Raw genomic sequence first — 18177 nt, forward strand, 5'->3', positions numbered from 1 at the left:
AACATGTAGACGAATTATTACAGGTCTTTAATCAATACCAAGTGAAAAGAATCAGCCAAAATGAGTTTCAAAATCAGCATAATGACAAAAAAATATATACAACTTTCGAGATGCGTATCCAAAAAAAATCAGGAGCAATTATATTACATGTTTTTGAAACTGATTTTATTTGGTTAAATCTAAATTTTTACAAGGTCTTAAATGGACCAATCGAAGAGGAGAGGTTAAGAAATTATCTTGAAAATCACGGAAGCTAAACTTCGAGATTGTGAAGCAGTGTACTTAAACAAACGGATGCTTTAGTGAAAGAAGCTGTCTCTGCTGTTATGGTGCTAACGAGCAGTTTACTCCAATAAGGAGTAATGTCCGTTAATAATTAAAGAGGTGGGAAAATGTCGCAAAAGAAAAATATAATTATTATAGGGTGATATAAAGGCTATTGAAGTTAAAATTGAAAATACTAAGGCGGAAATTATTGTGTTGAATGAAATTTATAGCAAAATGGAAGAGACCTTAGGTTTAGAGGGTATGAAATGGTATGGAGAGCTAACTAATTCAAATTCCGAAATAAATAATTTTATAAATAAAAGGTTTGAGGGTTTTATAAAAAAGTAATGAATGCTTTTTGCATTAACCGAGAGCTTTAGTGAAAAATTTGACAGTGATGAACCTGGTGCTTATTAAACTAGGTCTATTTATTTTTATTAAAAAATTGTCTTTTTGTAATTGGTATATAGTGTTAAAATTTACTTATTCAAGTAAAGAAGCTGAATTGTTAAAAAACTAAGTTGGAGGCGTTCAATATATGAAACGACTATTTTATATAAGTACAGCTTTCATTCTATTGGTGTTAATTACTGCATGTAATCAACAACTAGACATTGATATGAGTGAAGCTTTGGGAAAATCACAGGAAACACTTAGGGAATTAGATGAAATAGAAACTACTGCAGCGTCATTTAATGGAGAAAGTGATGTAAAGTTTAGACTTATGGTTGAAAGACATCCAACAGAAGAAGAAGCTATAATTTTGTTTAACAAAATATTAGATAGTATTGCTCAATACTCTAATCATTCAGAAGTATGGAATTATTATAATGGTTATTTTGATATTAAAAGTTATGACAGTGGTGTGATATACGAAGCTACCAAACTTATCGGTGAAGATTTGCATATATTGTCCAAATAAAAAACAAATTACTAACTTTGATTTTATCAATTGTGAATCATTGTACTTAAAAACGATAGTAAATATTCTTTGCGAAGTTCTATTTGGAAAAAGAACAAAGGAGAATGGCAAATGATATTCCATCAGGCAACGCCTACCACCAAATAACACCTTAATACATATCAAATGAATTAATATGTGAAGTATTATACTTAAAGTAACGAAGGCGATAGTTGCACAAGCCTTTGCTTTCGTTATGGTGCTAACAACGGGGAGTTTACTTAAGTGAAGAATTTTCCTTTTTTAACCCAATTAAATAGAAATTTATGTTACGGTTGAGGATGATTTTTGGTGCATAATAAACAGTTTAGCTGAAACAGGAGGGTACTTTGCGTAAAATAATTATTACTGCAATTATTTTTATCTTACTAATAGGTAGCTATTTTGGTAGAGGTTTTTTACCTCATGACCAGATAAAACAAGATATGTTGATTCAAGTTTTGCAAAATTACGGTTATATCCAAATTCATATAGAAAATGCAATTGAAGCTTATGAAGACGATGATAGGGAAGTGTTCGAACTCCAATTAGCTCGTGCAGTTTCTGAAGCTCATGCAGCCAATCGATTGATGGGATTGATTGAAATCAATGTACCAAGTGAAATATTTTTATTTGTTAATTTTCAGGATTCAATAATTATTGACAATATAAGTACGACTGATATGGAGGAGCTTTATGATGTAAGGGAAAAGTTAGATTTGTTTTTTGATTCCCTTGGCATTAAAAAACATAACATAAAGGAATTTTCTGAAGAATATCACCCTTCTTCGAGATTGTTAGAAAAAATAATACAAGGATTTAATGAAGCAGGTTTTTCCGTCTAGAAAGTTATATCTAATACTAAAGATTAAAAAATCCTTCTTTAACAAGCTGTTGCTGCCATTGATGTGTGCTAACGGAGCAGGTTTGTCGAAGAAAATTATCCAAAATAACCCAATAAAAATCAAAGTATGTTAAGGTAATAGTAATATTTTTAGAAGGGAATAATGTAATGTCACAAACTAATATTGATCCGATAAACAAAGATGATTTACCTACCGTTTTTGGTATGATGACAAAGCCGATAAATCAGTTGGAGAAAATAAAAAAGTATCCCTGTATTCTGGCACCATTTATGATGGTTTCAATTATATTGTCGTTAAGTAATATCATTTCTACATTAGCAAATGCTAGTGAGGCTCCCTTTAATAGGGTCCTCCTAAACTTGTATTACGCTCCTGCTTTAATAGTATTTGGGTTATTAGTCAGTACGCTAATCTTTTCATTTTTCTTGCTCTTATTTGCCAAGTTTGAAAATAAGATTGTTGAGTTTCAACAATTGTTATCATTAGTTCTTTTTGCAAATATATTTGACGCTATCGGCGTTCTTACTGTAGCAATCCTGGTATCATTTGTACAAGAGCCGAATCTTTTTATCTATCTGATCAATTGGGGTTTTAGTGTTGTTACTTATCTCTTGATAGTATTAGGGCTTAAAAAAATTGCTGAATTCGGTCCATTTCTTTCATTTATAGCTCCTGCGTTATTTTACTCCCTTTTTTACCTTATCGAATTCATGTTTTGAGGATTGAGTAATTAACGTAAATATATAATTATAATAAACACAATAACTTAGTACCTTTGTTAAATTAATTATTAATTTCTCCTATTAGATAGAGATTAGAGAAAAAATACATGAAGTATAATTTATCTTTACTTCACTAACGAAAGCGTTTCTTCAAGAAGAAAGAGTGGGGATAATGAAAAAATTACTTAATATTACGATAGTAGCAATGTTAGCATTTACTTTAAGTGCCTGTGGGAGCACCAACGTAAAATCAAATACAATAGTAGATGCGGAGTTGACTGACAGAGAAAATGAAATACTTTCAACTACATCGAACCAATCATTTGTATTTGACTTCAATATTGAAAGTGAATATAAAGAAGTAACTGTGTGGGTTGAGAAATATGAATTTGGTAAATTGGTTGATGAAAAAATAGGATATCTTACGACTGAAGTTATGAATAATGGTTCTATTATTTTTACAATCATTGAGTCAAATGCCATTGAAAATCAAACTTTGTTTAATATAGGGATTAACAGTAATGGAGGCACAGGCTCTGTAAGAACCTCTGATATCGTTTCAACTAAAGGTACGGAAGGTAGGTCTATCGTATGGGGAAACATCAGCGAACAAATGGATGTTACGAACGAGCAGATGGTTTTAGCAAGTATAGGGTTCTCATGGGATGAAGGTTCAATGGTATCATTTTCCTCTGAATTTTATAGAGATATTGAACGTCGTATCAGCGAATTAGAAAACCATGAGGTTGTTTATCTACTTAGAAGTAAATTTACGAAATAAGAAAGTATGGTTATAGCACTAACGGCGTGCTTATGTTGAAGAAGAAATTACGGAAAATAACAGATCAATTTGCTGCGTAGTACAAAACTACTGGTAACTGGATATAAATTTTTAAAAGGCGATCACTTGAAAAGTGATCGTCTTTCGTATTTGACCATTACTGTGCAATAACCAACTTCTGTTTCAGAATGTACTTACTTAGTTATACATTTTTGTATTATTTTTAGGAATAATAATAACACTTTAAAATTGCAATTAGAAAGTGTGTTATGTTTGAATAAAAATTTCGTTAACAGAGTTTGCTACATGGGGCTTTGTATAGTCCATATTCTGCTAATAATTACAACACTGTACAAAAGGAAAAATAGGAAAACGGTCATCTTGTCACTCTTTACTTATATCGGGTTAGCATTTTACTTTGAATATCCTCTTTACATACTTGAAGCCTATAAGTACAAAACAAAACTGATAAAAACAAAGAGCAGGATAATTCCCTTGGTTCGATGTTTTCTCAAGCCATATTTGTTCCATCTGTTGGAATTTTCCTATCTGCATTTCAACTTAGTTGGAAATTCAAGTTATTATTTACAACGTATTTTGTAATAATCGAAAGGACTTTCTTAAAATTAAAAATCTATAATAATAAATGGTGGAAAACAACATACACAGCAATTTTCATGTTTATTGGATTTTTTATAAGCGATATATGCTATAAAGAAATAAAAAAAGGTAATAAATTGATGTTAAAAGTGACTCTTTATAATACCTTTCATGTGTTGTATATGAGTGTATTTTTTATTCTTTCTCTCTTTAAAAAGTTTAGATATGAGCCTGTTGTGCTCACTAAAAATCCTTGGTATTATCACTATACTTTTGTGAAGTTATACTTAGTTTTTGAAACGTGTATTACTGTTTATTTTTTTGAAATGAGTAAAAAGGCTAAAATTCTACCAATGTTTATTATTGTGCTGATCGACAATATATTTATTAATTTAAAGGTTTTGAAAGTTGATGGTGTTTATTGGAAAACATTATTAACTATAAGGCTATTTTTCCACTCATTATTATTGATTATGAAAAAATGGTGGAAAATATAAACAAAACAATGTTAATTAAGTTGAGTTAATTGTTAAGCTCTTTAGTTTAACAAGAGATGTGATTTATAACATGACTTTTTGTTGCGAAGTACTACGAAACTGGTAATAGAATAACACTCTAAAAAGGCGATTGCTTTCAAAGTAATCGTCTTTCGCATTTGACTTTATACTGTGCAGCAAAGTTCTAATTTAAAAGCACTTTTTGAAAAAGTGTACTAAAGTTAAAAAGCTGAGAGATTTGTTAAATAAAGATCTTTTTTCTTCAACATATTGTTGAAAATATATTATAGATATTTTAGTTTTAATAGGTAAAAAAGTTGTAAGGTAACCAACTGAGTTATTGTATGTAGTACCATATTGCTACTTAGTGATTTTTCTTGATGTCTTTAAAAAGATTGCTAGATGGGACTTGATTGTCTGATATAATAAGAAAGATATATGTAAAGTTTTGGATATTTATAATAAAAATAAATACTGATAAAAGAGTAATAGGAGTAGATAGATATGGATATCGGTTTCTTTGAAGGTTTTAAAATGGGGCTAGATTTACTTTGGTCTATGTTAATTGCCGACCCTTTATTAACATTTGGGATAATAGTATTTTTTGGTGGTCTCCTCTTAGTTGCGTTAATAGTTAATTGGCTTAGAGAACAAAAACTCAGAAAGTCAGGTATTTTAGAAAGTTTATAAAATGTCAGGAAGAAAATTTGAAGAGTATCTACAGGCCTTGTTAATAGAGAAAGGCTATTATGTGCAATTAACACCAGCAAGTGGTGATTACGGAGCCGACCTTATTTTATCAACAAAAGGCAAGAAAATTATTCTTATGGAATTGAACTGATCTGTGCTAAGGTATATGACCCTGAAGATGATTATTGGGCATGTGAAGAAGACTTTGTTCCTGCTCAGAGGGAATGCACAAATATTGAAGTTGATTATTATGTGGAATGGGAAAACTTCTTGAACAGTATAGTTCAGATTTTGAAAGAATTAATTATAGAATTCGATTATTTGGAAATTTTGAATGTTGAACATATTACTACAGGATTTTGTGATGGCGATTGGTTGATGTGAAATAACCTCAGAATTCCTGATGAATATAATTTTGCTTTTGGAAAAGCAGTAGCCGGAGTGGTTTTCGTATAGTGCAAGTCCCTAGAGCTGAGCCGGCGGACTTCGCCTAACAAAACATTCCAGTAAATGAAGTATGTAGGAAAGCTGATTGATAATTTTCTTGAAAGTGACAGAGATTTTTGGATTTTTGATTACATAGTTAATTCTATAAATCAATCTGAAGATTATAATGCATATTATTTATTTAAGATCATGTCATTAATCGAAATGTTAATAATAAATCCGAATAGTAACGGGAGAACACATGGAGAATTAGAAAGAAAGCTGCCTAGATTTTTAAGGAATCAACATAACGACTATGAGGATAGAGAGTTATTTTGTCAACTTGCTAGAAAATTGAGAAATAAAATTGCACATGGCGACTTTGAGGCGTTTCAGAAATTGTTGGAGGAATACAGAGAGAATTTCATGAAGAATTTTTGGTATGATGAATTTGAGTATAGTGTTGAATCATGGACCATTAATTCTATTTGCTTAAGCTTAAAGAGTGCGTTAAGTGAGATTCTTTTTGAGTTTTTTAGTAATAAAGAGGAATTTAAAAGGTTTCAGAATTCTTAGTTTCACTTTGACTTACGTTTTCTATTTCAACTAACACTGAGTTACGCAGGGGTGCGGGGAGAATGTTTCAAGGGGACGATTCCAATGACTCATCTGTTTTGTCAATATAAAACCGCAGTTACAGCGATACGCTGAACCGTATCACAAGTAAGGTATTTGAAGAACTCAATCTTAAGCAATCCCTAGTATTATTGAAAAGTAATAAACTTAACATTGATTGCTTCACAGTACAACCATACTATTCAATAGAAAATGGTCTTTCGCAACCTGGCGCTATTGCGGAAGGTCATAAACCTAATTCCTCAGTAAATATACGTAGGTATATCTAAATGAATTGCTTTTAATGACAACTTATATATATACGAAAAGAGGGGTGTGGAAGGCCAAAGGTTGTTTTTGGGTGGTAAGCGAACACAGCCATTGCTCCCATCTGCCATTAAACCACAATCACTTCACAAACCCCACCACATTATTCCTTTCCCCTTTTTTCGTCGCAAATATGGCTCTTAACTTTTCAAGCGGTTCAATCGTATCGGTAAAAAGTAATGTGGAAAGATAAAATTCGCCTCCGCTTACATTCATTAAATAATCAAGCCGGCGATCGTCATAATCGGGGTTCATGATTTGATAATACATCCCTAAGCGTAACATTTCATGGCTTTGTCGATCATCATCATCGATCACGTCTGCATGGTATAAATACTTTGAGCCATCTGATAATGATTGAATCACACCTAATCCTAACGCAACTGCCAAACTAATATTGATAGAAGGACCAACGTCATACACAAATTCAACAAGTTCTTTTGAAAAGACAGTTTCTAAAACATGTTCGTTTGTCAGATCCATGTCCTCTTCATAAGGCATAAACATACAATCTTCATCTATTGTAAATTTTGATATAACGACAAAATCCTCGTTAAGCTCCACTCCACATAGTTTTACTCGTTCTATATTTTTCTTCCCCATTCTCATTCTCCTTTTAGGTTTCATATTTTTGGCGAAAATTTAGTGCCTACTTGTATCTATATAAGAGCAAAGAGATATCACACTGAATGGAGACCATTTGTAATTGGTAATATCCACCTAGTACTTTGCGAGAACATCTCTTTTATAATAAAAGGTAAGCATATTTTTTATGAAGAGAGTGAGAACATGACTTCTGAAAAAGATAAAGAGATTGAACGGTTAACACGAGCGATTAAGTTTGAAAAAGATGATAGTTTAAAAGAAAAATACATAAAAAGAAAAGTAGCCATTGAAAATGGGGAAATTATTATTAAGGAAAAAGATAGTTTTGAAAATATGAAATATCAACGTCCTATTAAAAATATGAATGTTGCAAGCGGTTAGTGTGGGTGAGAAAATAAAGGGACGAGGGGATAGGTATGACCCTAAAACCATGGGCACGTAGTTTTTATGAATAGGAAGATAATGATGTACGCTATTAGAGAAATATGTCACTTGTTGTATGGGAACGGACAAAACTTTAAATAGAAAAGAGACCGTATGTTCGTTATAATATATGTAGCAACTACATAAAGCGGATGGGCGGTGACCATCTCCCAAAGAAGGGAGGTGGGAAGAATGACAATCTTTGAAGCAATGAACATAGCACTTCAATCAAATTTAGTTTTGATAGGTGTGATAACATTGGTATTACTGAGTGAATTTCATAATTACCTTATTGAGCCATATGAAAAATATATGTAGTTGCGAACGGTCTAACGCAACTACATATAGATCTTAATGGCGATAAAATTTAAATTATGAAATTCATAAATTGTCACAGAAACAAAGAAAAAGTAACCGTCCCTCCCCGACCAAGGTAGTGGATAGTTACTTTTTCTTCTACTTATAATTTGGTCACCGCTCTTCTAGCGGACGAGCGTTGCATTGACCGGACGTTCGTAGCGTTCGGTCATTTTTTTATTCTAGCGTGTATCTAGTTAAATTATACATGAAACGGTGGTTTTTCATCAATAGTTCACTCACTTTTTCAGCTGTTTTTTAGCACATGTCGCATTCTGTGAAACATCTTGTGAAACAAGATGTTTCGGGGGGTGACAGGCACTCGAAAAATCTATTTAATACAAGTTTGTGTTGATGGTTGCGCATGCGGACATCTGTTCCGTTATATTGTGAAATTGGCTCGGTTTAGGTTGTGAGCGGACATCAGATCCTTTATTTGCTGTAAAAGGGGTGATATAGCTCTGGCTATTAGGTGATAGAGGAACGTATGTCCGCAAGGTGCTGCGATATTAAGCTTTTTGACAAAATAGCGGAACGTATGTCCGTAAGCCCGCCAAATTTCTGAAAAGTTAAGTGCCAGGCACTTAACTTTTGAAGTGCCTACTTCAACAAAAGAAAAGTACTGGGACAAGGACTACCCCTCCGTCCCGTTAAAAAATACTTCTACTAAATACATTAAATGTACTTTTATACTAGAAAGTTCGTCCACTCCTTCATATTACTAAAACATAATTTAAAGTAACCTGTTAGAAATGGAGGTGAGGAATACAATGGAGCAATTAGCAATGTCGTATCAAGGTCAGATGGTAGAAATTAGAGATGCATATGGTGGAACTCATACTGGCATTATCGAAGGTGTTAATCAACAAAGAGGATTATTTCTTCGCACTTCACCATTTAGAAGAATATTCATTCCCTTCTTTCTAATCACATCTCTACTTCTTTTACGACGTTTTTTCTAAAAAGGGCTGTTTTTCAGCTCTTTTTGTGCCAGTGAAATAACTTCATGAAAACCTCTTGGAAGAAAGTAATGACCAAAGAGATAAAAAATTCCAGAATCCACCGAAAGTTATTGTCGTACTCATCTAATTAGATTATAATCTAATTAGTTTCATCATAATAGAGGCTGTTAAAGGTTGTGTTGAACTTAAATTTAAAAAATTTGGAGGCGACTTTAAATGAAGGAACAAGTATTTTCAAAGTTTTCTACATATATTCCATTTTTACAAAAGCTAGAAAAAATGGAAGACTCACTTTTAGGTTTGTCAATTAAGGACGGGAAATGGTCCATAAAAGAAATCATATCTCATATTTACCGATGGGATTTGCATTTTCTTGAACAATCGATTCCTCGTGTATTAAAGGAAAGAGCCATCAACTATCCATCCTACCATGACTATAACAAGGAATCAGAAATATATGCGAAGACAATAGAAGCGAAAACTTTATTACAGGATTCGATTCAAGTTAGAAAACAGCTGCTACATCGATTACCAGAATTAGAAACTATTTTATTTGAGCCGATTACAATTAATGGATACACAAACTGCCCTAGCACAAACGAGCCATTCACATTGATAAATTATATAGAAGAACTTGTTGAACATGATAATCATCATGTTCAGCAAATTGAAGAATTTTTATCAAAAGCTTCATAATCCCTTTTATTTAAGTTGAGATAGGGGATGTATGTGGACATCAGAGACGCTATTTTTGAAAAAAACGTAATTTTTGCATGGAAGCGGACACCAGAGCTCTTATTTTGTCGTAAAGTCACTATTTTGGATAGATTTTAAGCAAATAAGGGCCCTGATGTCCGCGAAGTGTGCAGAAGTAGTGATTTTTTAGAAAATAAGGGCTCTCATGTCCTCAACATTTCTTTAACAAATAAATTATAGAAAACAGACCGTTAATTCGTGTTACCTTCGTAACAGTTATCCAACTATTTTCCAATCGGGATTTGGATTTCTTCGATTTTTCTAAAAGTGAGCAGTTCAGTATCGTCTTTTAACTCGGTTACAGCTTCACAAATTTCTACGTCTATATTTGTTTCTTTATCTAAAGTAGGGGTATTCGAATTCAAGAAAATGCGACCTAAACATTTTTACATGATAGAATAAAAAAGAAGTGGGTCTGGCCCCAATTGCAGTCAGAAGGCAAGGTAATACTGCAATTAGTAAGAACTTAGAATCCTTTTTAAAAATTGTGAGATGTTGTTTTCTAAAATTTAAGGAGAGACAACCAATGCGAAAATTATTCGAAAAAGAAAGAGCTAGAGAAATAGAAAAATTTTCAAACAAAATAAGCTCAGAGGTCTTCTCGGAGAGTGATATTACTTCTCTGCCTGAACCGGTTCAAAAATACTTTAAAGTATGCGGGTACATTGGCAAACCTAAAATCTTTAATGCGGATGTCATTTGGAAAGAAAGCTTTATCAAATTATCACCGGAAAAAGCCTGGACAGCGTTGGAAACAAGGCAGTTTAACTCCGTTATTGAGCCCGTTAGAATAGCCTATATGAAAGCTTTAACGATGCCACTCCAAGTGAGAGATATCTACCGAGATGGACAGGGGCACATGTATGGCAAGTTATTTAACCTTATCCCGGTTGTGAACGCAAAAGGCAAGGAAACAAGCCAATCCGCTTTAATTACATTATTTACAGAAATATTATTTCTTCCTAGTTATAGCTTACAAGATTATATTAAGTGGCAACCGATAGATTCACGAACTGCCAAAGCAAGATTTACTCATAAAGGTATTGATGTTACGGGTATTTTTCATTTTGACGAGACAGGTAAATTTCTTCGTTTTGAAACGAATGATCGCTATTATACTGAAAAAGGCGGAAAGTTTGTCAAAAAGGGATTTTCAGCAATTGCCGATGATTATAAAGAAAAAGATGGAGTACAAATTCCAAACAAAGTCAGAATCATTTGGCATCTAGAAAATGGGGATTATGAATATTTTAAAGGAGAAATAGACGATATCATATATAACGTTAAAGAATGAAAGAACAGTGAAGCTGCGGGTTTATGAAAATAGTTAGAATAGAGAAGTCTTATCAGGTTGGAAGGAGAATTGCATGCGGTTATTTACAATATTGGTTGTGAGTTTATTTTTGTTAGTTGGTTGTTCTGGTGGATATGATAATTTGCAAGCAGCCGTCCAAAGTCAATGGAATTCGCCAATTGAAGTGATCAATCAAGATGAGAAAAATCAATTAGTTTATTATTTAGATGGCCCGCAACATGTTTTAGGGGTTTATGAATTTAAGGATGGAAAATACAGATATCGCAATGAGCAAAGTGTTGGCGGTACGTTTTTCTCTCAAATCGGCTTACCATTTTTAGTTACAGCTAACTATTTTGATGGTGTTGGAAATATTATTCACGGTGCTGTGACAACTGATCGTCAAGTAGATAAGTTCGTGCTTCACTATAAAAATGGTGAAATCGAAGAAGTCACAGCAAAAAATAATACATTTATTACTGAGTTTCCATCACACCTTACCGTAGAAGTGAGTATGTTTTTTACGGAATTTAAAAATGCTGTTGCATACGATAAGCATGGAGAAGTAATCTCGATCTGGAATCGAGATGGTGAATTAAATGATGAGTAAAGGGGCAAGGCCAGTCCCTTGTCCCTCAATATATTGGCACAGTTTGAAGTGCAACAACTTATCGAAAATGACATTCAGCTAAGAAAGCTATTGTATGTAGGGATGACCCGAGCTTCTGATAGGCTATACATCCATGCAAGAGATTTTAGTAAGCCTTCTTTAGCTGAGGAAATTAGAAGTTCTTGGGATGGACAGTAATGAGAACGGACAAAATTTTTAATAGAAAACAGACCGTATGTTCGCTATAATATATGTAGCAACTACATAAAGCGGATGGGCGGTGGCCATCTCCCAATAGAAGGGAGGTGGAAAGAATGACAATCTTTGAGGCAATGAATATAGCACTTCAATCAAATTTAGTATTGATAGGTGTGATAACATTGGTTTCTCATCAATAGTTCGGTCATTTTTTCAGATAGTTTTTATCACATGTTGCATTCCGTGAAACATTATTGTGAAACAAGAAATTTCGAGGAGTGACAGGCACTCAACATTACATGGCGCTACGAAACTAAGCTTTTCGACAAAATAAAGGAACTCATGTCCGCAAGGCCCGTCAAATTTCTGAAAAGTTAAATGCCAGGAAAGTTAAATGCCGGGCACTTAACTTTTGATGCACCTACTTCAACAAAAGAACAGCACTGGGACAAGGGACCCCTCGTCCCGCCTAAGCCTCCAACCACCCGCACCACTCCGTCCGTTCGCTAGCAACAATCCGCCGCCGTTTCTCAGCCACCAACATTCCGCTCAACGTCCCGTAAAAGTACGGGACAAACCCTGTTTTCACTTTGCCTTGTTTGTATTTGTAGACGGTTTCTTTAAAAGCCTGGATGATGGTTGGAAGGAAGTGCTCGACGGGAGCGGTAAATTTCATCGAACGGTAGGCGATCAGTACGCGGTCCCAAAGCTCGCAAATTTGTTTGGCGCGGTCAAAGAATGGTCGGACCGCTTTTATGAATGGCTCTGGAACGTAGCTTGGCACATATGTATGATCAAGTGATTCTATGTTGATAGGACGAAGGTGTTTTTCTTTTATGTTTTTGTTTTCAATTTTTATAGTTTCCTCCGCCTTTTTTATGATCGGAACCGTTGATGGCTCTTGTTTTTGTGGTTTATGTCGATCTGTCAATTTTTTATGATTCGCTCCGTCAATTTTATGAAAGACGTAGACGTTATGTGAAATGCCTCCTTTTTCACGTGTTGTGTGATGAACGGTGATGATCCCGAGTTTTTTCGCTTTGCGAAGCATCCGTTCAAACGTAGAGCGGGAGACCCCGCCCTGACTGCTTTGCGTGGCCTCGACAAGTTTACAAATACGAGCGTTACAAACGCCGATTTTTTTTACCGAGAAGCGGGTCAGTGTGTAAAAGGCGACCAGTTCTGATTTGGTAAATTGAGTGCTGTTTTTATGTAGGAAGTGTTTGATCGTCTCGTTGAATTGTTGGACATTATCGAATTCACTGAAATGAGCGTATTGTTGAATGTTTCCTGATTTCATGATCGTTCTTTCCTTTCTATATTTTTGCGTAAGGTTTATAAGATAAATCGAGTAAGTGTGCTTTGGAGTTTTGTGTTTCGTAAAATGCGCTAGAAAAGCGAAGGATACATGTGGCTGTGCGCAACATTTGTTGTTTCATCGAATAGTGCGATACCGGAATTTCGATTTTTTTACCGTTATAAAAGGTGATTACTGTTGTGTGTGGATCTTTCGGAGAAGGAGAGATGTTTCGGATATGAGGCTGGAAGATCCACGAACATTCGAATAAATGTGGTGAATGGGTCGGAAAGGCGTAAATGTTTTTCCAAGGGTTAATTGGGATCGGCACTTTCTTCTTAGTGCCTGTAAAATGAATGACAGCTTTCCGCCTCCCATCATAGCTTGAACCACCTTCAAGGCAAGCTCGTTGAATAATTTCAAGTGGCGTTTGCCTTACGTAGAATTTGTCATGATCTTGTAAGACTATCGTTTCGTAGTCAATGTGTCGCGCAGGTAAGAGCGCTAACGTGTGTCTGTTAATTTCATAACTTTCTAGAATAGTATCCATTTTTATAACACTCCTTTAAAAGTTGATGATGAATTGATAAGGCTGTCCAAAAGTGGTGACACCGAGCAGGACTTACGAATTATACCCCTTATAAATTTATTTTATATTTTGTGGTTAACTGTGTTTGACGCTTTTTGTAGGACAGCCACATTATGAGAGGTAAGTCGGGGAAACCACGAGGGTTTTGGTAAGGTCATTTATTTTTTTTCATTAGCAAATACTCCTTTCATAAAACTGATTTTTATGTGGAACAGATAGCTACGGTAGAGCCTTAACAATAGCAAACGCAACTATTAAATAAATGTTATAGCTTTCGTTCTACTATTGGTAAGGTATTTTATGAGTTTCTCTCAGGGCGATTTTCAATTACTTCTTTTTCAATCGAATGGTAGACCTCATCATTAATGATTTTAAATAGTGTGGTAGGATCAACATTTAAACCAACACAAATTTTAATAAAGTATTCGAACGATGGCGCAATTTTTCCGCGTTCGATTTCTCCTATAAAATTTGTACTGCATATTGAGTCCTCAGCTAACTGCGCTTGAGTCATACCATTTATATTTCTTAACCGTCTAATTTGGATACCAATGCTTTCAGCGAGTATATTTTTCTCTTCTTCCACTGTTCCCCCACCTTTTACCCAAATTATGAAATGAGAGTAAAAAGTTTGGAACAAACGATAGTGTGTATTTTTCCTTTTATTGGAAATAAATTAAAAATTTTTTAAGAAATTTGTCGACTTGCGCATTTTTTATCCGATTTAGTTGAAACAAAAGACAGAAAACGACAATACCACTAAGTATTTTCTGATGAAATTTAAACTATTTCAAAATCCAAATTTGGGAGAGGGGAAAGTCCTCCTTGTCCAATGCAGCATAAGGCAAGGGGGCAAGTTTGAACAATTAAAAATTAGGGCGCAGTTTTTTTTGAGTAGGAAGCAAGAGGACCGCTCTTTATTTCCGGAGATCAGAGACGCTAATTTTGAAAAAAACGTAATTTTTACCTGGATCATAAAGGATGGTTTTGGGTGAAAGTTTTTAGAAGTTTAATAGTTTCAAGCGTGTTTGTGGTTTACTTATGGCATGTTTGTTAGAGCAAAAAAAGCGATGGATTAAAAGATAAGCAAACATCAATTTGGTGTTTGATTTTTCATGGGCCATTGGGTTGGGACGAGGGGACAGGTACATTGTTTCACAAAACATGGGCGCGAATAAAAGGGGAATTATTTCCCCTGTAGTTCTATTTCCTCTTTGATAGACGGTCTCAAAAGAATTTTAAGAAATCCTGTTGAAATCAATTTAACAATTAAAACGAGGAAAGCTGAATAAAACCATTTCCATTTACCAATAAATTTTAAACTATTGGTTTTTCTTTCAAGTATGATTTCATATATTGCTTGGGGTGTTCCGAATAAAATAAGCTTACTTATAAGGCCTTTTACATCCGAACTATATGTTGCCTTACTAAACCAAACTGATAAATATGGACAAACTAACAAGTCATAAATAATGTTGATTTTAAAAATTTTGGGTAAAAGTCTTACAGGATACTTTACCTGTTTTGTTTCAATTAGAATTTTATCAAAAATCAAATTAACAATACCGTTTATGATAAAAAGTGGAAGCCAAAGGTGAGCACCTGGCTTTCGAAACAATGTAGGGAATGAAAATAATCCAAATGTAACTCCAAAGATTAAAATTATACGCTCAATCATTTATAAACGCCTCCTCTCAAAGTTAAATATTTTATTATATTGAAGAAAATCGTTTATATTTTTAACTTGATCTTTATATTTATCCCTTAATAAAACATAAAATTTCACGTCGATTAAAACAATACTAGAAACAAATCATAATTTTTATAAGGCGATCACTTTTTCTGAGTGATGCCTTTTGTGTTTGACTTGACTCATATTGCGAAACAAATGCCTTCTTTTTTAAAGGTGTTTGTGAATGAATGCACTTAAAGTAAAGCCTCCTTAATACAATAATGGTGAATAAAAGGGCTTAATTGGTTAAAACCTAAAAATTGTAAATAGTAACTAACTACAAAATGAGGCGAAAATAAATTGAATAATTTTAACTCCACTAATAGGGAACGGCGGTTTAAAGCGCATGTAAGTGCTCTTGGGACAACCCAACTCCATTTAAGAAATCCATATATAATTGCATGGTGGTCGGCAGCTTTTCCAGGGTTTGGTCATCTACTTTTATCAAAATATCTCAGAGGGTATGCATTGTTTTTATGGGAAATTCTCGTGAACAATATGGCAAATATAAATCTTGCAATGGTTTACTCTTTTACTGGGAATATTGAATTGGCAAAGGAAGTTCTTGAACCAAGATGGATGCTTTTGTATATTCCAGTTTATATTTATGCGATTTGGGATAGCTATCGTACATCCGTTGATATGAACAAAGTTTTCTTATTAGCAGAGCATGAAAATGCTGATTTCAACTCATATACCATTGGCGCAGTAGAAGTAAATTATTTAGATAAAAGAAGACCGATCATGGCAATCGTTTGGTCTCTTTTTACACCTGGGCTTGGTCAACTCTATATTCACCGAGTCCTTACCGCGATTTTTACAATGTCTTTTATAATAATATTTGTATATTTTTCAAATCTTTTAGTTGCAACCCATTATCTTTTTTTAGGGGAAATAACTCAAGCTACACAAGTATTGGACCCACAGTGGTTGTTATTTATCCCTTCGCATGTAGGGTTCAGTATATATGATTCCTATGTAAATACTGTCGAAAATAATAAACTTTATGAGAGTGAACAACGAAAATTTTTAAAAGAAAAATATCAACAATCTCGTGTTAAAATTCCTGTTACAGTAGATGAGGTGAAATAAATGCAAATCTTCTCTACATTTGAGCACTCGTCGTATCTTGAATTAGCCATCACAGCTTTAGAGAAAGTAGGCGTAAAAAAAGAGAATATACTTGCTGTACCGCTCGTTAACCGCGTTGAAGAAAGGAGATTGTTCGATACTCTTCACCGAGCAGATGGTATTAGCTTGTTTGATAAGGGTGCCGCAATTGGAACAGCCTTTTCTGTTATTGGAGCAAGTGTTGGGTTTGTTTTAGAGTGGGGTCCTATATTTTGGGGATTAATTGGAGCAGCATCTGGTTTTGTACTAGGGTTTATGATCGACTACATTATATATAAAGTCGTTCATAAAAGAACAAGGGTTGTAAAAGGAAAAAAGGCAGACGTTGTTTTAGTTGTAGAGTGTCCAAAGGATTTAGTTGAGAAAGTTGAAGAGCTTCTTTGGGAACATCTAGCATTAGGGGTTGCCAAAGTTGAAGGATAAATTCTTCGTTTATTTATTGTCGGTGTTTATCATGCATAAAATTGTTTAAACGAAGCACCTTACATAGTGTTTAAGATTATAAATTTAAATAGTATTTGTTACGTAGTACAAATATCTTGTTGAAAAATTAAGGGGACGCTCATCTTTATTAACTGATCGTCTCTTCTTCGTATTTGACCAATACTGCGCTGTTACAAAGAAGGGGAGTCATACAAGGTAGGAACCGGAAATTTAAAAAAGCGAGCACTAATGTAGAAGTGCTCGTATTAAAAAAAGGTCTAGTAATGTGATCTAACGAAAGCCGTGCCGACAATAATCAATAAAATGAACAGCACAACAATTAACGCAAAATTGTTATCTTTTTTGCGTACAGGAGAGATGTGTCCGTAATTACTCATGAAAAATTCACCTCCATTACTAAAGGATTAATATATTCTATGTTTTAGTTGTTCAAAAGGGTTGGACGAACTATATAAGCTAAAATACAATTTTTGCATTTAAGTAAAAAAAGTAAATTAAATGAACAGTACGACTGTAACGGATGTGACAACGTATGCGAAGTGAATTTATTTTTTATGTAAGTGAGTGAAGTTCATAATTACCAAAAATGAGCCACATCATGCAATATATAGTTTGCGAATGGTTTTGACGCAACTATATATTGATCTAAGTGGCGAGAATCATGAATTATGAAATTCATTAAAGTGTAGGGAAAGAAAAAAGAGCTGAAAAGCAGCCCTTTTTAGAAAAATCGTCGTAAAAGAAGTAGAGATGTGATTAAGAAGAAGGGGATAAATATTCTTCTAAAGGGTGATGTGCGAAGAAACAATCCTCTTTGTTGATTAACACCTTCGATAATACCAGTATGAATTCCACCATAAGCATCTCTAATTTCCACCATTTGTCCTTGATAAGTCCAAGCTAATTGTTCCATATAATCTCTCCCTCTATAAATATTGATATACCAACGGTTTGAGCCGTTGGAGAAGTACCAAAAAAATATTTTTCGACACGACCTCTAACATTATTTTTATAATATGTGAAACTATGCCAATTGGTGGGTACGCT

Annotated in this window: 25 protein-coding genes; 17 read left to right on the forward strand and 8 right to left on the reverse strand. The window is 33.9% G+C overall.

The genetic code is table 11. The features are described 5' to 3' along the window. The 9 genes from BKP35_RS19850 to BKP35_RS10530 all read left to right on the forward strand — a co-directional run. Positions 1–257, forward strand: a 257-nt coding sequence (locus BKP35_RS19850) for a hypothetical protein (RefSeq protein WP_211274620.1), incomplete at its 5' end; no start/stop codon positions are given. A 548-nt stretch (positions 258–805) separates the two neighbouring features. Continuing rightward, positions 806–1189: an IolE/MocC family protein gene (locus BKP35_RS10500; protein WP_071313309.1), complete on the forward strand. Its 384-nt coding sequence runs from the start codon at positions 806–808 to the stop codon at positions 1187–1189. A 368-nt stretch (positions 1190–1557) separates the two neighbouring features. Further along, on the forward strand, positions 1558–2052 hold the full coding sequence (locus BKP35_RS10505; RefSeq protein WP_071313310.1) for a hypothetical protein: 495 nt from the start codon (positions 1558–1560) through the stop codon (positions 2050–2052). 167 nt (positions 2053–2219) lie between these two features. Beyond that, a complete protein-coding gene (locus BKP35_RS10510; protein WP_071313311.1) occupies positions 2220–2792 on the forward strand; it encodes a YIP1 family protein in 573 nt (190 codons plus the stop codon). Between the two features lie 175 nt (positions 2793–2967). Further along, positions 2968–3576: an LptM family lipoprotein gene (locus BKP35_RS10515; RefSeq protein WP_071313312.1), complete on the forward strand. Its 609-nt coding sequence runs from the start codon at positions 2968–2970 to the stop codon at positions 3574–3576. 503 nt (positions 3577–4079) lie between these two features. Beyond that, positions 4080–4673 (forward strand): hypothetical protein, encoded by a 594-nt coding sequence (locus BKP35_RS19560; protein WP_071313313.1) that lies wholly within the window; start codon positions 4080–4082, stop codon positions 4671–4673. A 504-nt stretch (positions 4674–5177) separates the two neighbouring features. Next, on the forward strand, positions 5178–5363 hold the full coding sequence (locus tag BKP35_RS10525) for a hypothetical protein (RefSeq protein ID WP_071313314.1): 186 nt from the start codon (positions 5178–5180) through the stop codon (positions 5361–5363). Position 5364: 1 nt separating this feature from the next. Continuing rightward, positions 5365–5514, forward strand: a complete 150-nt coding sequence (locus tag BKP35_RS18950; protein WP_084031585.1) for a restriction endonuclease — start codon at positions 5365–5367, stop codon at positions 5512–5514. A gap of 359 nt (positions 5515–5873) precedes the next feature. Next, positions 5874–6365 (forward strand): hypothetical protein, encoded by a 492-nt coding sequence (locus BKP35_RS10530; protein ID WP_071313315.1) that lies wholly within the window; start codon positions 5874–5876, stop codon positions 6363–6365. A 447-nt stretch (positions 6366–6812) separates the two neighbouring features. On the opposite strand, the gene BKP35_RS10535 is transcribed toward BKP35_RS10530, so the two are convergent. Further along, a complete protein-coding gene (locus BKP35_RS10535; RefSeq protein WP_071313316.1) occupies positions 6813–7334 on the reverse strand; it encodes a hypothetical protein in 522 nt (173 codons plus the stop codon). 186 nt (positions 7335–7520) lie between these two features. Here BKP35_RS10535 and BKP35_RS10540 point away from each other — a divergent pair, with 186 nt between their 5' ends. The 3 genes from BKP35_RS10540 to BKP35_RS10550 all read left to right on the forward strand — a co-directional run bounded on the left by BKP35_RS10540 (position 7521) and on the right by BKP35_RS10550 (position 9775). Next, positions 7521–7718 carry a hypothetical protein gene (locus BKP35_RS10540; RefSeq protein WP_071313317.1) on the forward strand — a complete coding sequence of 66 codons (198 nt, stop codon included), beginning with the start codon at positions 7521–7523 and terminating at the stop codon, positions 7716–7718. A 1169-nt stretch (positions 7719–8887) separates the two neighbouring features. Continuing rightward, on the forward strand, positions 8888–9079 hold the full coding sequence (locus BKP35_RS10545; RefSeq protein ID WP_071313318.1) for a hypothetical protein: 192 nt from the start codon (positions 8888–8890) through the stop codon (positions 9077–9079). Positions 9080–9295: 216 nt separating this feature from the next. Continuing rightward, positions 9296–9775 (forward strand): DinB family protein, encoded by a 480-nt coding sequence (locus BKP35_RS10550; protein ID WP_071313319.1) that lies wholly within the window; start codon positions 9296–9298, stop codon positions 9773–9775. A 284-nt stretch (positions 9776–10059) separates the two neighbouring features. Here BKP35_RS10550 and BKP35_RS19565 read toward each other — a convergent pair whose 3' ends face one another. Then, entirely contained in the window at positions 10060–10200 is a 141-nt protein-coding gene (locus BKP35_RS19565) for a hypothetical protein (protein WP_169819202.1), read from the reverse strand. A 161-nt stretch (positions 10201–10361) separates the two neighbouring features. Here BKP35_RS19565 and BKP35_RS10555 point away from each other — a divergent pair, with 161 nt between their 5' ends. The 3 genes from BKP35_RS10555 to BKP35_RS19175 all read left to right on the forward strand — a co-directional run bounded on the left by BKP35_RS10555 (position 10362) and on the right by BKP35_RS19175 (position 11937). Beyond that, a complete protein-coding gene (locus BKP35_RS10555; protein ID WP_071313320.1) occupies positions 10362–11129 on the forward strand; it encodes a DUF6544 family protein in 768 nt (255 codons plus the stop codon). A gap of 73 nt (positions 11130–11202) precedes the next feature. Next, on the forward strand, positions 11203–11739 hold the full coding sequence (locus BKP35_RS10560) for a hypothetical protein (protein WP_084031586.1): 537 nt from the start codon (positions 11203–11205) through the stop codon (positions 11737–11739). Between the two features lie 33 nt (positions 11740–11772). Beyond that, a complete protein-coding gene (locus BKP35_RS19175) occupies positions 11773–11937 on the forward strand; it encodes a hypothetical protein (RefSeq protein ID WP_169819203.1) in 165 nt (54 codons plus the stop codon). A 469-nt stretch (positions 11938–12406) separates the two neighbouring features. On the opposite strand, the gene BKP35_RS10565 is transcribed toward BKP35_RS19175, so the two are convergent. From BKP35_RS10565 to BKP35_RS10585, 4 genes are all read right to left on the reverse strand, one after another. After that, positions 12407–13237 carry a hypothetical protein gene (locus BKP35_RS10565; protein WP_071313321.1) on the reverse strand — a complete coding sequence of 277 codons (831 nt, stop codon included), beginning with the start codon at positions 13235–13237 and terminating at the stop codon, positions 12407–12409. Between the two features lie 16 nt (positions 13238–13253). After that, entirely contained in the window at positions 13254–13784 is a 531-nt protein-coding gene (locus BKP35_RS10570) for a competence protein ComK (RefSeq protein ID WP_071313322.1), read from the reverse strand. 337 nt (positions 13785–14121) lie between these two features. Next, positions 14122–14409, reverse strand: coding sequence for a helix-turn-helix domain-containing protein (locus BKP35_RS10575; protein WP_071313323.1), 288 nt, complete (start codon positions 14407–14409; stop codon positions 14122–14124). Between the two features lie 600 nt (positions 14410–15009). Further along, positions 15010–15501, reverse strand: coding sequence for a CBO0543 family protein (locus BKP35_RS10585; protein ID WP_071313325.1), 492 nt, complete (start codon positions 15499–15501; stop codon positions 15010–15012). A 354-nt stretch (positions 15502–15855) separates the two neighbouring features. Here BKP35_RS10585 and BKP35_RS10590 point away from each other — a divergent pair, with 354 nt between their 5' ends. Both BKP35_RS10590 and BKP35_RS10595 read left to right on the forward strand, forming a co-directional pair. After that, positions 15856–16647: a hypothetical protein gene (locus tag BKP35_RS10590; RefSeq protein ID WP_071313326.1), complete on the forward strand. Its 792-nt coding sequence runs from the start codon at positions 15856–15858 to the stop codon at positions 16645–16647. After that, positions 16648–17109, forward strand: a complete 462-nt coding sequence (locus BKP35_RS10595; RefSeq protein ID WP_071313327.1) for a hypothetical protein — start codon at positions 16648–16650, stop codon at positions 17107–17109. Positions 17110–17387: 278 nt separating this feature from the next. Here BKP35_RS10595 and BKP35_RS18955 read toward each other — a convergent pair whose 3' ends face one another. Both BKP35_RS18955 and BKP35_RS10600 read right to left on the reverse strand, forming a co-directional pair. Beyond that, positions 17388–17507 (reverse strand): YjcZ family sporulation protein, encoded by a 120-nt coding sequence (locus tag BKP35_RS18955; RefSeq protein ID WP_084031587.1) that lies wholly within the window; start codon positions 17505–17507, stop codon positions 17388–17390. 344 nt (positions 17508–17851) lie between these two features. Then, the gene (locus BKP35_RS10600; protein ID WP_071313328.1) at positions 17852–18043 is read right to left on the reverse strand and encodes a hypothetical protein; all 192 of its coding nucleotides are present in this window, start codon (positions 18041–18043) and stop codon (positions 17852–17854) included. Between the last annotated feature and the right edge of the window lie 134 nt (positions 18044–18177).

The organism is Anaerobacillus arseniciselenatis, from assembly GCF_001865995.1.
Lineage (GTDB): Bacteria > Bacillota > Bacilli > Bacillales > Anaerobacillaceae > Anaerobacillus > Anaerobacillus arseniciselenatis.

Coding starts and splice junctions, on each gene's coding strand:
- BKP35_RS10535 (WP_071313316.1), bottom strand. CDS start 7,334: ATGGGGAAGAAAAATATAGAACGAGTAAAACTATGTGGAGTGGAGCTT.
- BKP35_RS10595 (WP_071313327.1), top strand. CDS start 16,648: ATGCAAATCTTCTCTACATTTGAGCACTCGTCGTATCTTGAATTAGCC.
- BKP35_RS10530 (WP_071313315.1), top strand. CDS start 5,874: ATGAAGTATGTAGGAAAGCTGATTGATAATTTTCTTGAAAGTGACAGA.
- BKP35_RS18955 (WP_084031587.1), bottom strand. CDS start 17,507: ATGAGTAATTACGGACACATCTCTCCTGTACGCAAAAAAGATAACAAT.
- BKP35_RS10500 (WP_071313309.1), top strand. CDS start 806: ATGAAACGACTATTTTATATAAGTACAGCTTTCATTCTATTGGTGTTA.
- BKP35_RS10525 (WP_071313314.1), top strand. CDS start 5,178: ATGGATATCGGTTTCTTTGAAGGTTTTAAAATGGGGCTAGATTTACTT.
- BKP35_RS10600 (WP_071313328.1), bottom strand. CDS start 18,043: ATGGAACAATTAGCTTGGACTTATCAAGGACAAATGGTGGAAATTAGA.
- BKP35_RS10585 (WP_071313325.1), bottom strand. CDS start 15,501: ATGATTGAGCGTATAATTTTAATCTTTGGAGTTACATTTGGATTATTT.
- BKP35_RS19560 (WP_071313313.1), top strand. CDS start 4,080: ATGTTTTCTCAAGCCATATTTGTTCCATCTGTTGGAATTTTCCTATCT.
- BKP35_RS10550 (WP_071313319.1), top strand. CDS start 9,296: ATGAAGGAACAAGTATTTTCAAAGTTTTCTACATATATTCCATTTTTA.
- BKP35_RS10565 (WP_071313321.1), bottom strand. CDS start 13,237: ATGAAATCAGGAAACATTCAACAATACGCTCATTTCAGTGAATTCGAT.
- BKP35_RS10570 (WP_071313322.1), bottom strand. CDS start 13,784: ATGGATACTATTCTAGAAAGTTATGAAATTAACAGACACACGTTAGCG.
- BKP35_RS10560 (WP_084031586.1), top strand. CDS start 11,203: ATGCGGTTATTTACAATATTGGTTGTGAGTTTATTTTTGTTAGTTGGT.
- BKP35_RS18950 (WP_084031585.1), top strand. CDS start 5,365: ATGTCAGGAAGAAAATTTGAAGAGTATCTACAGGCCTTGTTAATAGAG.
- BKP35_RS10540 (WP_071313317.1), top strand. CDS start 7,521: ATGACTTCTGAAAAAGATAAAGAGATTGAACGGTTAACACGAGCGATT.
- BKP35_RS10555 (WP_071313320.1), top strand. CDS start 10,362: ATGCGAAAATTATTCGAAAAAGAAAGAGCTAGAGAAATAGAAAAATTT.
- BKP35_RS10545 (WP_071313318.1), top strand. CDS start 8,888: ATGGAGCAATTAGCAATGTCGTATCAAGGTCAGATGGTAGAAATTAGA.
- BKP35_RS10510 (WP_071313311.1), top strand. CDS start 2,220: ATGTCACAAACTAATATTGATCCGATAAACAAAGATGATTTACCTACC.
- BKP35_RS10515 (WP_071313312.1), top strand. CDS start 2,968: ATGAAAAAATTACTTAATATTACGATAGTAGCAATGTTAGCATTTACT.